Below are 14,008 nucleotides of genomic sequence, written 5' to 3' on the forward strand. Positions count from 1 at the left end.
ATAATGGCTTCAGCTATTGCGAACTGAATACTGAACACTGCCTACTGTTTAACAGCTTCACCGGTATAAACATTGTTATCCCTGTTTACATCAGCCATAAGATCTGCAGGATCTATCATAAGAACCTTAATTGCTTTTTTAGGCTTACTGATATTGAAATTATAGGTTTTATGTGCCCAGTCCCATTCCGGTAATACGGTTCTTTTCAGATTCGGGTACGGATTGTCTTTGGTATAATACATCATCCTTAACGGAATATAGAATGTTTCCTGTGTACCATCTTCATATACGGCAATAATATCGATAGACATTGGCATACGGCCAATACGCTCCAGCGTAACTTTGGTGTTGTTGCCATCTTCGCCTACTTTCAGGCTGTAATCAATAGTGTTTGTAGTAAGTGTCCAGTCTGTAAGATACCATCCAAGTTCGGCGCCACTCACTTTTTCTGCAGTACGTGTAATATCGTTTGGTGTAGGGTGAGTAAACTTATAATCGGCATAGTAACGCTTTAGTGTTTCGGCCAGTTTCTCTTCACCAATCAGGTAACCCAGTTGCGAGAGGAATATTGAACCCTTACTGTATGATGCTATGCTGTATAGCATGTTTAGGTCAAAGCGGTCTGCCTGTGTGCTTAAAGGCTGCTCTTTACCTGTTTTTACCATGTAAAAATAGTTGCTGTAGGAACTTGCAAAAGGATTTGCCTGTTCTTCTTTTTTATCTTTTGGAGGCATTAGTGTATGCATTGCCAGATCTTCGATGTAAGTAGTAAAACCTTCATCCATCCATCCGTGTTTGCTTTCGTTAGATGCCAGTATATGCTGAAACCAAGAGTGACCAAATTCGTGAGCAGTTACTCCTACAAGCCCTTCATAGTTACGACCTGTAATAAGGGTACACATGGCATATTCCATACCACCATCGCCACCCTGAATTACAGAGTATTGCTTGTATGGATATTTACCTACAATCTTGTTGTAGTAGGCAAGTATCTCGGCTGTTTTAGGCTGAAGCCTTTTCCATCCGTCCTGGTTTTCAGGTGTGTTTTTGTAGAAGAAGTGAAGTTCTGTATTGTTTTCGCCCATAATCATGTCATGAGCAAAATTCGGGTCAGCGGCCCATGCAAAGTCATGCACGTTTGGCGCTACAAAATGCCAAGTAAGGGTTTTGGCTTTTTTAGGATATTTTACCTCTACGCCTGAATCCTGATAGCCTTTGCCTATTTCATTTTTGTTTTGAAGGTACCCTGTACCACCAATAGTATAATCTTTATCGATGGTAATGTTCACGTCAAAATTACCCCATACGCCATGGAATTCACGGGCAATGTATGGATTAGCATGCCAGCCTTCAAAATCGTACTCGGCCATTTTAGGATACCATTGTGTCATGGAAAGGGCTACACCTTCGGCGCTGTTTCTTCCGCTACGGCGAATCTGCACAGGTACCTGCCCTTCAAAATCAAGTGTAAATGTTGTTGATTGCCCCGGAAGGATAGCTTTTGGCAACGTAACTTCAAGAACAGTTCCTTTCACTACATTATTGGCAGCAACACCATCCTGTTTCAGGTTGTTTATTTTAAGATAACCAATTTCGTCCGGCTTAAGCTGGCTGATTCGGCTTTCGTAAGTTGTTTTTTCGGGTGTTTTAAAAGTTTTTACCATCCTTTTGTCCGGATCGGAGATAGCCTGAAGTCGTGCATCCATCTCACTTCCCGGCTGAAAAGCATTGTTGTAAAGGTGGTAAAACACGCGGTTAAGCGTATCTTTCGAGTTATTGGTATAAACCAATTGTTGCTTACCGGTATAGCGATACGTTTTTACATCCATAGACACATCCATTTTGTAATCTACGTGCTGTTGCCAGTACCCCGGATTAGGATTGTTTTGGGCAAAAAGGGCGGAAGCCCATAGTAATGCCAGTAGTGCGAATTTTTTCATGGGTTAAAAATAAAAAAAATGGAAGGGATTGGGCCCTTCCATCTTTATAAAATTTAAAAATGATTATTTGCCTCTCGAAACCTTATCCGCAAGGATAATAGCGTTATAAGCATTTATTATTTTTCCGGTTCTTGACAGTTCGCTAAACGATCTTGTATCTCTTGGGTCACCGCCAAGGTTTACTTTTATGCCCACAGGAATACCAGAATCCATGATGATTTTCTTAATCTGAGGAGCAGTAAGCTTAGGATAGTAAGCACGGATTAGTGCCGCTACACCTGCTGCATTAGGCGAAGCCATAGAAGTACCCTGAAGGAATTCATAGTTATTGTTTGGCGTTGTAGCATAAATTCTAACACCCGGGCTAAAAATATCTACTTCTTGTTTACCATAGTTAGAAAAATCTGCCAATAGTTCAGGGCCATAGTTGTAGCTGATAGCACCAATAGTCAGGAAGTTATCAGCAATTTCAGGACCACCCACTTTTGAGTCGTTAGGATAACGCTCGGCTGTTTTTCCATCTTTGTTCAGGTCCATACCTTCATTACCGGCAGCACAAACGATAAGAACGTCTTTGTCTGCAGCATATTTAATAGCATCATAAACCCAGTCGCTGTGTGTAGAGAAGTATTTACCAAAGCTTCCGTTAATTACTTTAGCACCGTTGTCAACAGCATAACGTATAGCAAGGGCAACGTCTTTATCGTACTCATCACCATTTGGCACAGCTCTTACAGCCATAATTTCAACCACATTGCTTGCAACTCCGTCACCACCAAGGTTGTTACCTCTTGTCTGAGCGATAATACCCGCTACGTGAGTACCGTGTTTAGCGCCATCGGCAACAGGACCAATAACGTTGTTGTTACCATATTTTTTATCGTTGATGTCGTTAGGATTGTCACCAACAATCTTACGTCCGTCAAATTTAGGATTCAGGTTGTATTCAAGCTGATCTTCAAAATGGTCTTTAGCTTCTTTAAGCTCTTTTTCCAGTTCGCTCATGGGAACCTGTGTAAGAATGTAACTTAACTGAGGTTTTAGCTCGTTAATAAGCGGATCAGACGATTTCAGGTTTTGAAGATCCTGAGCGGTATAAGTGTCTTTTTTCAGCTCAGCTTTGATCTTGTTATTAGCATTGATGATATAATCAATTTTTTGAAGTTCAGTTTTAGCTTCTTTACTTTCTTTATCATACTCAGCTTTAGCTCTTTTGTAAAGGGCCGAACCATCGTCACCTTTTTTCATGATACGAACAAACTCAAGGTTTTCGTTTTCTGCATCACCTAAAAAGTTCCAGCCGTTTACGTCGTCAATATAACCGTTGTTGTCGTCATCTTTACCGTTATTAGCAATCTCTTTTGGGTTATTCCAGATTACCGGTGCAAGGTCCGGGTGTTTAACATCTACACCGGAATCTACTACACCAACAATTACTTTTTTGCTTTTTCTACCTTTAAGAAGCTCATACGCTCTGTCTACACTCATTCCCGGAATCGTGTCTTTAACAAGGTCAAGGTCGCTCCATCTTTTTTCCTGAGTTTCTGTCAGCGGTGCTTTTTTAGCGGTTATCGGCGCCGTAATGGTAATTGGCTCAGCCGTTATTTTTGCTGTACCACAGCTTGCAAGGGCCAGTGCCAGTGCTGCCGAAAGGTAAATTGCTTTGAATTTCATATTTTCTAAATTACAATATTTTAAGATAGGTCTAATTTAAACGCGTTTTGTTACACAAATCGTAACACTTAACATTAAATTAAGATGTATAAACGTATTCTGAAATGAAGATGTAGGATTTTACAACCGGAAGGACTGATGGTAAAAAAAGGAACCCGCAGTATAGTATTTGGCGGATTGTCTACTAACTCAATCTGTTTCAATAGCTCCCGCGGGTCATTAATAGACTCGCAAAAACCGAAAACGTTACAGAAAATTATTAAAAAATTAAATTATTATTTATTCCTCGAATTATTCTGATAATTAGAGGATGTCTTCAAAAGAATGAAGTTCTTTCAGGCGTACACCTTTTTCGGTATGCTCAACAGTAATAATCTGGTTATGTGCATCGTGTTCAAGGAAAAGGTAATACCCTTTATCGGCAGCCTCATTTAAAAATGTTGCTTTTTCGTCAATCGTCAAAAGAGGGCGTGTATCATAACCCATAACATAAGGAAGCGGAATATGCCCTACAGTTGGAAGTAAATCGGCCATGAAAACAATGGTTTTGCCATTGTGATTGATATGAGGTATCATTTGCTTTTCGGTATGGCCGTCTGCAAACAGTATCCCAAAGCCAAGTTCGCTTTGTTCCAGAAAACCGGCTTCCGGCCTTTGTATGAATTTTAGCTGACCGCTTTCCTGCATTGGCAATATGTTTTCGCTAAGAAAAGATGCCTTTTCTCTCGCATTTGGTTTTGTAGCCCATTCCCAGTGGTTCTCATTAGTCCAGAAATGTGCATTTTTAAACGCCGGCTCATATCCGGTTTTGTCTTTGTTCCACTGAACGCTTCCGCCACAATGGTCAAAATGAAGATGTGTCATAAATACATCGGTAACATCATCACGACTAAAGCCATGTTTTGCCAATGACTTATCAAGGCTATGGTCTCCCCACATCGAGTAAAAACCAAAGAACTTTTCGCTTTGCTTGTTGCCCATTCCTGTATCAATCAATATCAGGCGGTTACCATCTTCAACAAGCAGGCAGCGCGCGGCAAGATCAATCAGGTTATTATTGTCGGCAGGATTAGTTTTGTTCCAGATGGTTTTAGGAACCACTCCAAACATGGCACCGCCATCAAGCTTAAAGTTACCGCTTTCTATAGGGTATAATTTCATCAGAGTAAATTTAGTGGTGCCAAATTAACAATTTTGCTGCAAAGATTAGCCATAAGCTTTCGTTATAGCACTATTGTTATAAAAATCAGCGCTATTATTGCATTATCTAAAAATGTGGTATCTTTGCACTAAATTTAGACTAATTATACGTTTATAAATCATGATAAAAGTATCTGACACAGCAAGAAAGAGGGTAATTTCTCTTATGGAGGATGATGGTTTTGATGCTGCTACCGACTATGTAAGGGTAGGTGTGAAAAGCGGCGGATGTTCAGGTTTGTCTTATGATCTTAAATTTGACAAGGAACTGGGCGAAAATGACAAAGTATTTGAAGATAACGATATAAAAATTGCCGTAGATAAAAAAAGCTTCCTGTATTTAGCAGGTACAATCCTGGAATATTCAGGCGGGCTTAACGGTAAAGGTTTTGTATTCAACAATCCAAATGCGCAAAGAACCTGCGGATGCGGGGAAAGTTTCTCTCTTTAATAATTTAAAGATTGAAGAATTAAAAATTTAAAGATTTAAAAGGCGTGACAAAAACCTTTACGGAATTTGAAGTATATCAGAAATCGATAGTTCTTGCAAAAGAAATTTTCAGATTAGGATACACAGAGTTTTGAAAAGGAATATGGCTTTAAGGATCAGATTAAAAGAGCGGTAGTTTCTATAAGTAATAATATTGCCGAAGGCTCTGAATATAATAACAACAAGCAATTCATTAGGTTTTTGAGGCATTCCAAAGGGAGCTGTGCTGAAGTGAGAAGTATGTTGATTTTGTGTAAGGAGCTCGAGTTTTGTAATGAAGAAGAGACTAAAAAGGCAATTGAATTAAGTATTGAAATTTCTAAGAATCTATCAAAATTTATAGAGTATTTAAAATCGAGGGTTTAAGGAGCAATCTTTAAATTATTAAATTTTAAATCTTTTAATAAACTAATAATGAGTAAGTACACTGAAGAGGAATTAAAGATCGAACTTGAGAACAAAGAATACGAGTACGGTTTTTATACTGACATTGAATCTGAAACATTTCCTATTGGGCTTAACGAAGACGTCGTAAGGGCACTTTCTAAAAAGAAAGAAGAGCCTGAATGGATGACGGAGTGGAGGCTTGAGGCTTTTCGTGCCTGGCAGGAAATGATTGAGCCGGAATGGGCTAACGTACATTATGAGAAGCCTGATTTTCAGGCAATATCATACTATTCTGCGCCAAAAACGGTTGATCCTAATAAAACGCTTGACGATGTAGATCCAGAGCTATTGGCGATGTACAAAAAGCTTGGAATATCTCTTGATGAGCAGAAAAAAATGAATAACATAGCAATGGATATTGTGGTAGACTCGGTATCAGTGGCTACAACATTCAAGAAAACACTTGCTGAAAAAGGCATCATATTCTGCCCGATTTCTGAGGCTATAAAAGAACACCCGGAGTTGGTTAAGAAATACATAGGTTCGGTAGTGCCGCAAAAAGATAACTTTTATGCAGCGCTTAACTCGGCGGTATTCTCTGATGGTTCTTTCTGTTATATCCCTAAGGGAGTACGTTGCCCAATGGAGCTTTCAACCTATTTCCGTATTAACCAGGCGGGTACAGGACAGTTTGAACGTACGCTTGTAATTGCCGATGAAGGCAGTTATGTGAGTTACCTTGAAGGTTGTACTGCACCATCGCGTGATGAGAACCAGCTGCATGCTGCAGTCGTGGAACTTATTGCAATGGATGATGCAGAAATTAAATACAGCACAGTACAAAACTGGTTCCCTGGTAATAAAGAGGGTAAAGGTGGTGTATTCAACTTTGTAACAAAACGTGGTCTTTGCGAAAAGAACGCTAAAATTTCATGGACACAGGTAGAAACAGGTTCTGCTGTGACATGGAAATATCCAAGCTGTGTGCTTAAAGGAGATAACTCTATTGGAGAGTTTTATTCTATTGCGGTAACTAATAACTTTCAGCAGGCAGATACAGGAACAAAAATGATTCACCTTGGTAAAAACACTAAGAGTACGATCATTTCTAAAGGTATATCGGCAGGTAAATCGCAAAACAGCTACCGTGGTCTTGTACAGATAGGGTCGAGGGCAGAAAACGCACGTAACTTCTCGCAGTGTGACTCATTATTGATGGGTAACAACTGTGGTGCGCATACTTTCCCGTACATCGAGTCTAAAAATACTACGGCTAAGATAGAACATGAGGCTACTACCAGTAAAATTGGTGAAGATCAGGTATTCTACTGTAACCAGAGGGGTATCCCTACTGAGAAAGCGATTGCGCTTATCGTAAACGGTTTCAGTAAAGATGTACTGAACAAACTGCCGATGGAATTTGCCGTTGAAGCGCAAAAACTACTTGAGATTTCGTTAGAAGGATCAGTGGGATAAAGAGTTTCGGGTTTTGAGTTTAGTGTTGAACTGCGCCCGACAATAAGAATTTAGAATATACAAACAATAATAAATAAGGGAATGAGGAATTGGGTTTGAGTAGAACCCAGAACCCAAAACCCTGAACCCGAAACAAATAGTAATGTTAAGTATTAAGAATTTACACGCTCGTGTTGAAGATAAAGAAATCCTGAAAGGGATTAACCTTGAAGTAAAAGCTGGTGAAGTACACGCTATCATGGGTCCTAACGGATCAGGAAAGAGTACGCTTTCATCAGTAATTGCCGGTAAAGAGGATTATGAAGTAACTGATGGTGAGATCATCCTTGAAGGTGAAGACATTGGCGAACTGGCTCCTGAAGAAAGAGCGCACAAAGGTGTTTTCCTTTCGTTCCAGTACCCTGTAGAAATTCCGGGAGTATCGGTTACTAACTTCATGAAAACTGCTATCAACGAGAGCCGTAAAGCAAAAGGACAGGATGAAATGCCTGCTAACGAAATGCTTAAGCTTATCCGTGAGAAAAGCGAAATGCTGGAGATAGACCGTAAATTCCTTTCCCGTTCGCTTAACGAAGGATTTTCAGGCGGTGAGAAGAAACGTAACGAAATCTTCCAGATGGCAATGCTTGAACCAAAAGTTGCTATTCTTGACGAAACAGATTCCGGTCTTGATATCGATGCACTTCGTATTGTTGCAAACGGTGTGAACAAGCTTCGCAGCGAAGACAACGCGGTTATCGTAATCACGCACTACCAAAGGCTTCTTGACTATATTGTTCCTGATTTTGTACATGTACTTTACAACGGTAAGATCGTGAAATCGGGAGGTAAAGAACTTGCCCTTGAACTTGAAGAAAAAGGTTACGACTGGATTAAATCGGAGAACTAAGATGGATTTGAAAGAAAAGCTATTATCTTCTTTCATGGCTTTTGAGGAGCGTGTTGATGTGGATTCCGATTTACACGAAGTACGTACTGAAGCCATAAAGAATTTTGAAACCAAAGGCTTTCCTACCAAAAAGGAGGAAGCATGGAAATATACATCGCTTAATGCGGTGCTAAAGAACGATTTCAGCGTTTTCCCTAAAAAGGAAAACGTAGTAGAATATGCTGATGTGAAGAAGTATTTCATCCACGAAATCGACACTTACAAAGTGGTGCTTATTGATGGTGTTTTCAGTTCGTTCCTGTCGTCTACGACGCATGAAGGGGTTGATATCTGCCTTATGTCATCGGCACTTACCAAACCAAAATATAAAGAGATTGTTGATACTTACTTCAACAAGATCGCAAATACTGAAGACAGCCTTACTTCGTTAAATACAGCATTTGCAAGCGAAGGCGCTTACATCAACATTCCTAAAGGAAAGATTGTAGATAAGCCTATCGAGATCATGTGTTTCTCTACAGGAAATGAGGCTGCGCTTATGGTTCAGCCACGTAACCTTGTAATTGTGGGTGAGAATGCTCAGGTACAAATTATTGAAAGACACCAGAGCCTTAACGGGAATCCGGTGCTTACAAATGCTGTAACCGAGATATTTGTACAGGAAAGAGCAGTTGTTGATTATTACAAGATTCAGAACGACCTGCAAAGCGCTAATTTAGTGGATAACACTTATATCGCTCAAAAAGCAAACAGTAATGCATCGGTACACACTTTCTCTTTTGGAGGTAATATTACCCGTAATAACCTGAATTTTTACCATCAGGGTGAGCGCGTCGAAAGTACGCTTAAAGGAATTACCATCATTGGCGATAAACAGCTTGTAGACCATTACACGCTTGTGCAGCATGCTGAACCTAATTGTGAAAGCCACCAGAATTACAAAGGTATTTTTGATGATAACGCTACGGGTGTTTTCAACGGTAAGATTTATGTTGAGAAAGAAGCTCAGAAAACAGATGCTTTCCAACAGAATAACAACATACTTTTAAGCGATAAAGCCACTATAAATGCTAAGCCACAGCTTGAGATTTTTGCTGATGACGTAAAATGTTCTCACGGTTGTACAATAGGCCAGCTGGATGACAATGCCATGTTCTATATGCAAAGCCGTGGTATACCTCAAAGAGAGGCTAAAGCATTACTTATGTATGCATTTAGCAATGAGGTTATCGAGAGCATCAGAATTCCGGAACTTAAAAACAGGATTACTAAGCTTATTGCCTCTAAATTGGGTGTAAGTATGGGTTTTGACCTTTAATATAGTATCACTGAAACAATATATAAGCCTCCATTTGGGGGCTTTTTTTATTCCATCTATTCGCTTTCTTACAAATCTTTATTTAGAATTAATAAAAATAATTTGGATATATAAATCGCTAGAGTTAGTTTTGCATTCTATTTAGAATTAATCTAACTAAAGTTAGTAATGTACAAGCAAGCACAAGCGTTTTTATCTATAGTATCCTTTATAAGCTTCTCTACATTAGCTCAGGAAACCGCTACAGATACTCTTAAACCCGCTACAAATACACAATTGGAAGAAGTGGTGGTAACCGGACAGATAGAGCCTCAATCCATAAAAAAATCGGTTTTTAATGTCCGTGTTATATCTGCTGAAGATATAAAACGCCAGGCGGGAAACAACCTCGCAGATGTTCTTAACCAATACCTGAATATAACTGTTAGACCAAATAATGAGTCGGGCCGGTCTACAGTTTCTATGTTTGGTCTGGATAGTAATTATCTTAAAGTGCTGGTAGATAACGTTCCGTTAGTAAGCGATACAGGACTGGGTAATAATGTAGACCTTACGCAGATAAATCTTGATGATGTTCAGCAAATTGAGATTATAGAAGGGGCAATGGGTGTAACCCATGGAGCAAATGCAGTTAGTGGTATCATTAACATTATTACTAAAAAGAATAGTAAAAATAAATGGGAACTGAGCGCTACGGTTCAGGAAGAAACCATAGGCGACGAATATGTTCCTTTTGGAGACAAAGGGCGCCATATTCAGGCTTTAAGGGTAGCACATACCATTAACGACAATTGGTATGCATCTGTAGGAGGCAACAGGAATGATTTTAAAGGCTATATTGATGAAAGGGGAGGGCGTGACTATACGGCTTATGATCCTGCAAATCCGGATCCTGAGCACGACAGGGGATATAGCTGGCTGCCAAAAGAGCAATATTTTACCAATGCACTGGTGCGGTATCAAAAAGGGAATTTCAGGATTTTTTACAAATTCGATTATTTTGATGAGCACCTTGATTATTACGATCCTGTGGTTACTGACGAATTTGTGACAGGTGTGGGTACGTATCGTGTCTCAAATGACAGGCGTTATGATACTAATAAATTTTACCATCACTTAAATGTTGTGGGTAAGGTTTTGGGTCGCAATTATAATGTGTCTGTGTCGCATCAACGACAGAAAAGGGATGTAGAAACCTTTAAATATTACATACAGACGGGCGAAGAGGCCAACAATAAAAGCGAAACTTACCAGGATACAGAAGTGCTATATTCTACAGGTAACATCAGTAATATACTAAATAACAAAAAAATAGATGTTCAGGTTGGCTATGAGGCGGTAAACACTAATGGTTATACATCGTCTTTAGGTGGTGTTTTTAATAACCCGGATCAACAGGGTGTAAATCTCAATAAAAGATTAGAGAACTATGATTTATTTAGTGCTGCTGAAATTGCAGTTACAGAGCGATTCTCTATCCGTCCGGGAGTTCGCTATTCTTTTCAGTCAAGGTTTGAAGACCAGTGGGCTGCTTCTTTGGGATTAAGACAATTATACACTAACGGGCATGAAGTTAGAGCTTCATACGGAAGATCGTACAGAACCCCTACCTACGATGAGCTTTATACCTACATGGTAGATGCAAATCATGACATACGAGGAAACGAAGACCTTAAGCCAGAAACTGCAAATTCTTTTGAGTTAAGTGGAAAGAAAACAACTTTTTACGAATCAGGACTTCAGCTTGTAAATACTGCTGCAGCGAGCTATATAACTATTGATGACCGTATTGAGCAGGTAATAGTTGGTTTTAATCCTAACCTTCAATACAAGTTTATCAATATTGATAAATACCAAATGTGGAATTTCTCAACCACGCATCAGCTTAACTATAAAAACTGGCAGGCTAAAGCGGGTCTTATCGTTGTGGGTATCTCAAGAGATCTTAGTAACGGGGTTGTAAAGGCAGATGATAAATTCCTGTATAATGTCCAGTTTAATACAAACGTGGCTTATACGGTTCCGAAATGGAATACAATATTTACACTATACTACAAGCTGAATGGAAAAACTCAGCAGTATGTAGAAAATGGATCACTTTCAACGCCTGAATATATACTACAGGATATTGAAGGATTCAGCCTTATGGATGCATCGGTAAGAAAGACCTTCTTTGAAAAAAAGTTCGACGTTACATTTGGCGCAAGAAATATCTTTGATGTAGTGAATATACGTTCGAGTGTAGCTTCTAATGCCGGAGCTCACTCTGCCGGATCTACCAGCCTGCTTATGGGATATGGCAGGTCTTATTTCCTGAAACTTACGTACAACCTCAATATTTAATATTTTATATATGAAAAAAATAGCTCTTTTATCATTTGCATTCATGACACTGGCTGCCTGCAGTGGTGATGATAACAGTAAAATAGACCCAATAATTCCTGTTTCAGACGGAACGGTTTTTGGAAGCGCAGAACACCCACTTAACATAGGCGGTGCTACACAAGGTAATCAGGTATATGTAGACCTTAGCGGCGAAGCCGCCGCTGCGACACCACGCGATGCATGGGAACTTGGTTTCTATTCAGGGTCTGAAGCACATGTGGTGATAAACGGATCGATAGGTATGGCAGTAAAAAAACTGGAAACTACCGATATTACTACTGTTCAGCAATCTGATGCTACAGTGGCTGTTGGTACTTTCCAGGCAGAAAACATGGCCTATGTTGATAATCCTACGGGAGATATCAACAGTACTGCCTTTGGTAGCATTGCAGAAAGTGAGGCTGCTGCAAGCGTATATCTTGTAAATCTTGGTAACAGTGTGCCTACAGAAAAACCGGCTGCGGGATCTACAAATGTTGCAGGTGCACAAAGAGGATGGAAAAAAGTAAAAGTATGGAAGGATGGATCAGGTTATAAACTGCAGTATGCTAACCTTGATGCTACAACGCCTACAACTGTTTCCATAACAAAAGATGCCGCTTATAATCATGTTTTCTTTAGCCTTGTAAATGGTGTTGAGGTAAAAGCGGAGCCTGTGAAAGCACAATGGGATCTTAACTTTACAACATTTACCAATGAAGTGTTTCAAAATGGTGTTTCAGCGGGCGCATATTTCTATTCAGACTTTATTGTTCTTAACAACAAAGCAGGCGTAAAAGCTTTTAAAGTTGAAGGTGATGCTGCTGCATATACAGCATTTACACTGGCGAATGTTGAGGAACATGACTATAGTGCTGACCAAAGAACTATTGGTGCTGACTGGAGAGATGTATTTACCAGAGCGGTATTTAATAATGTTTTCTTTGTTGTGAAAGACGCAGAAGGTAATATTTATAAAATCAGATTTATCTCTATGGTAAGCACTGAAGGCGAAAGAGGTTTCCCTGTTTTCGAATACCAGTTGCTTAAATAATATAATGAGTTAGTTTTTGTTTTATTTTGAATCCCGGCGGGTAGTACATTCCTGTCGGGATTTTCGATTTTTAAGGAGGTTTAACAGCTTTTTGGTTTCGAAACTCATAAATACTTCTTTAGCGAGAAAAAAAATCCCCCAGAAGCGCTATTTTACCCTAACAATAAACAAAAACCCCCTGACTGTTCCGTCAAGGGGTTCTTCAGCAGGCAAAATAGTAAACCTGCATTTATATATAATGGCGCTAAAAAATTATTTAGATTTTTTAGCTGGGTCAGCCTTTTTAACTTCAGCTTTTTCTTCCTTTACGGTTGCCTCTGCTTTTTTAGCCGGTTGCGCAGTTGCAGGCTGTGCCTGTGTAGCTGGTTTTACTTCTTTAGCAGCGGGAGCTGCCGTTTGTGTTGTCTGAGCCGGTGTAGCTGGTTGTGTAGGAGTCTGAGCCGGTTTTTCCTGTGCCATTGCCATAACACCTGTTAGCATTAGGGCGCTTAAAAATACTTTTTTCATGTGGTTTTTATTTTTTTTGATTTATTTCCGTGTTTAGATTAGTGCAACTATAATGCCGACGAACCTGAACCTATAGCAATGGATTGTGTATTTTTAAATGTAAGATATTGATAATCAGTGTTTTTTATATTTAAAAATATGTTTAGCAGCTACATAGTGATTAAATACTGAAACTGAATAAATTGTAGAAAATGTAGAGATTCTGTAGAAATTTCTGTGGAAAACAGCGATTTATGTATAGCTGAATTTCAATGCAAATTGGGTAGTAAGAAATAATCAATCAATTGAATTACCTTTGCGGCATGCAAAAAGGGCAATATACATATCCAAAACAGGAAAAACTGAAAAGCCGTACCACGATAGACCTCATGTTTACCGAAGGGAAATCGGTTTCTAAATATCCGTTGCGTTTGGTATATGTTCCTATTGATGAAGCTTATACTGATGGTGCTCCACTTAAAATGGGTGTTTCGGTGTCGAAAAAACATTTTAAAAGGGCGCATGACCGCAATTATTTTAAGCGCCTGTTGCGTGAGACTTATCGTCATCATAAGCATATTATTACAGACAGGCTTGACCGCCCATATGCTTTTATGTTTTTTTATCAGACCAAAGACCGTCTTTCGTTTGAGGAAATAAATACTAAAACCATTCAGCTTTTCGAAAAATTCGCTGCTCAGGAACAGCTGTAGTATTTACTTTTAGTTTG

The 14,008-nt window shown here is 39.3% G+C and carries 12 protein-coding genes; 8 read left to right on the forward strand and 4 right to left on the reverse strand.

Annotation, left to right across the window (positions count from 1 at the left end; genetic code table 11):
• Positions 1-41: 41 nt before the first annotated feature.
• The 3 genes from DEU42_RS13100 to DEU42_RS13110 all read right to left on the reverse strand — a co-directional run bounded on the left by DEU42_RS13100 (position 42) and on the right by DEU42_RS13110 (position 4,775).
• A complete protein-coding gene (locus DEU42_RS13100) occupies positions 42-1,940 on the reverse strand; it encodes a M1 family metallopeptidase (protein WP_114758761.1) in 1,899 nt (632 codons plus the stop codon).
• 63 nt (positions 1,941-2,003) lie between these two features.
• Positions 2,004-3,614: a S8 family peptidase gene (locus tag DEU42_RS13105; RefSeq protein WP_114758762.1), complete on the reverse strand. Its 1,611-nt coding sequence runs from the start codon at positions 3,612-3,614 to the stop codon at positions 2,004-2,006.
• Positions 3,615-3,917: 303 nt separating this feature from the next.
• Positions 3,918-4,775 (reverse strand): MBL fold metallo-hydrolase, encoded by an 858-nt coding sequence (locus tag DEU42_RS13110; protein WP_114758763.1) that lies wholly within the window; start codon positions 4,773-4,775, stop codon positions 3,918-3,920.
• A gap of 160 nt (positions 4,776-4,935) precedes the next feature.
• On the opposite strand from DEU42_RS13110, the gene DEU42_RS13115 reads away from it, so the two are divergent.
• The 7 genes from DEU42_RS13115 (at position 4,936) to DEU42_RS13145 (ending at position 12,792) form a co-directional block, all read left to right on the forward strand.
• Positions 4,936-5,265, forward strand: coding sequence for a HesB/IscA family protein (locus DEU42_RS13115; protein WP_114758764.1), 330 nt, complete (start codon positions 4,936-4,938; stop codon positions 5,263-5,265).
• A 180-nt stretch (positions 5,266-5,445) separates the two neighbouring features.
• Positions 5,446-5,670 (forward strand): four helix bundle protein, encoded by a 225-nt coding sequence (locus DEU42_RS17645; RefSeq protein WP_233506681.1) that lies wholly within the window; start codon positions 5,446-5,448, stop codon positions 5,668-5,670.
• A gap of 48 nt (positions 5,671-5,718) precedes the next feature.
• Positions 5,719-7,167 (forward strand): Fe-S cluster assembly protein SufB, encoded by a 1,449-nt coding sequence (sufB, locus tag DEU42_RS13125; RefSeq protein ID WP_114758765.1) that lies wholly within the window; start codon positions 5,719-5,721, stop codon positions 7,165-7,167.
• Positions 7,168-7,309: 142 nt separating this feature from the next.
• Positions 7,310-8,056 carry a Fe-S cluster assembly ATPase SufC gene (gene sufC / locus DEU42_RS13130; RefSeq protein ID WP_114758766.1) on the forward strand — a complete coding sequence of 249 codons (747 nt, stop codon included), beginning with the start codon at positions 7,310-7,312 and terminating at the stop codon, positions 8,054-8,056.
• 1 nt (position 8,057) lies between these two features.
• On the forward strand, positions 8,058-9,374 hold the full coding sequence (gene sufD / locus DEU42_RS13135) for a Fe-S cluster assembly protein SufD (RefSeq protein WP_114758767.1): 1,317 nt from the start codon (positions 8,058-8,060) through the stop codon (positions 9,372-9,374).
• A 168-nt stretch (positions 9,375-9,542) separates the two neighbouring features.
• Entirely contained in the window at positions 9,543-11,717 is a 2,175-nt protein-coding gene (locus tag DEU42_RS13140) for a TonB-dependent receptor plug domain-containing protein (protein WP_114758768.1), read from the forward strand.
• 10 nt (positions 11,718-11,727) lie between these two features.
• On the forward strand, positions 11,728-12,792 hold the full coding sequence (locus DEU42_RS13145; RefSeq protein WP_114758769.1) for an HmuY family protein: 1,065 nt from the start codon (positions 11,728-11,730) through the stop codon (positions 12,790-12,792).
• Positions 12,793-13,044: 252 nt separating this feature from the next.
• Here DEU42_RS13145 and DEU42_RS13150 read toward each other — a convergent pair whose 3' ends face one another.
• Positions 13,045-13,299, reverse strand: a complete 255-nt coding sequence (locus DEU42_RS13150; RefSeq protein WP_147278121.1) for a hypothetical protein — start codon at positions 13,297-13,299, stop codon at positions 13,045-13,047.
• 302 nt (positions 13,300-13,601) lie between these two features.
• Between DEU42_RS13150 and rnpA the strand changes: the two genes are divergently transcribed.
• Positions 13,602-13,991 carry a ribonuclease P protein component gene (rnpA, locus tag DEU42_RS13155; protein WP_114758771.1) on the forward strand — a complete coding sequence of 130 codons (390 nt, stop codon included), beginning with the start codon at positions 13,602-13,604 and terminating at the stop codon, positions 13,989-13,991.
• Positions 13,992-14,008: the final 17 nt, after the last annotated feature.

The sequence above is a fragment of the Flavobacterium sp. AG291 genome, assembly GCF_003350375.1.
Classification (GTDB): domain Bacteria; phylum Bacteroidota; class Bacteroidia; order Flavobacteriales; family Flavobacteriaceae; genus Flavobacterium; species Flavobacterium suzhouense.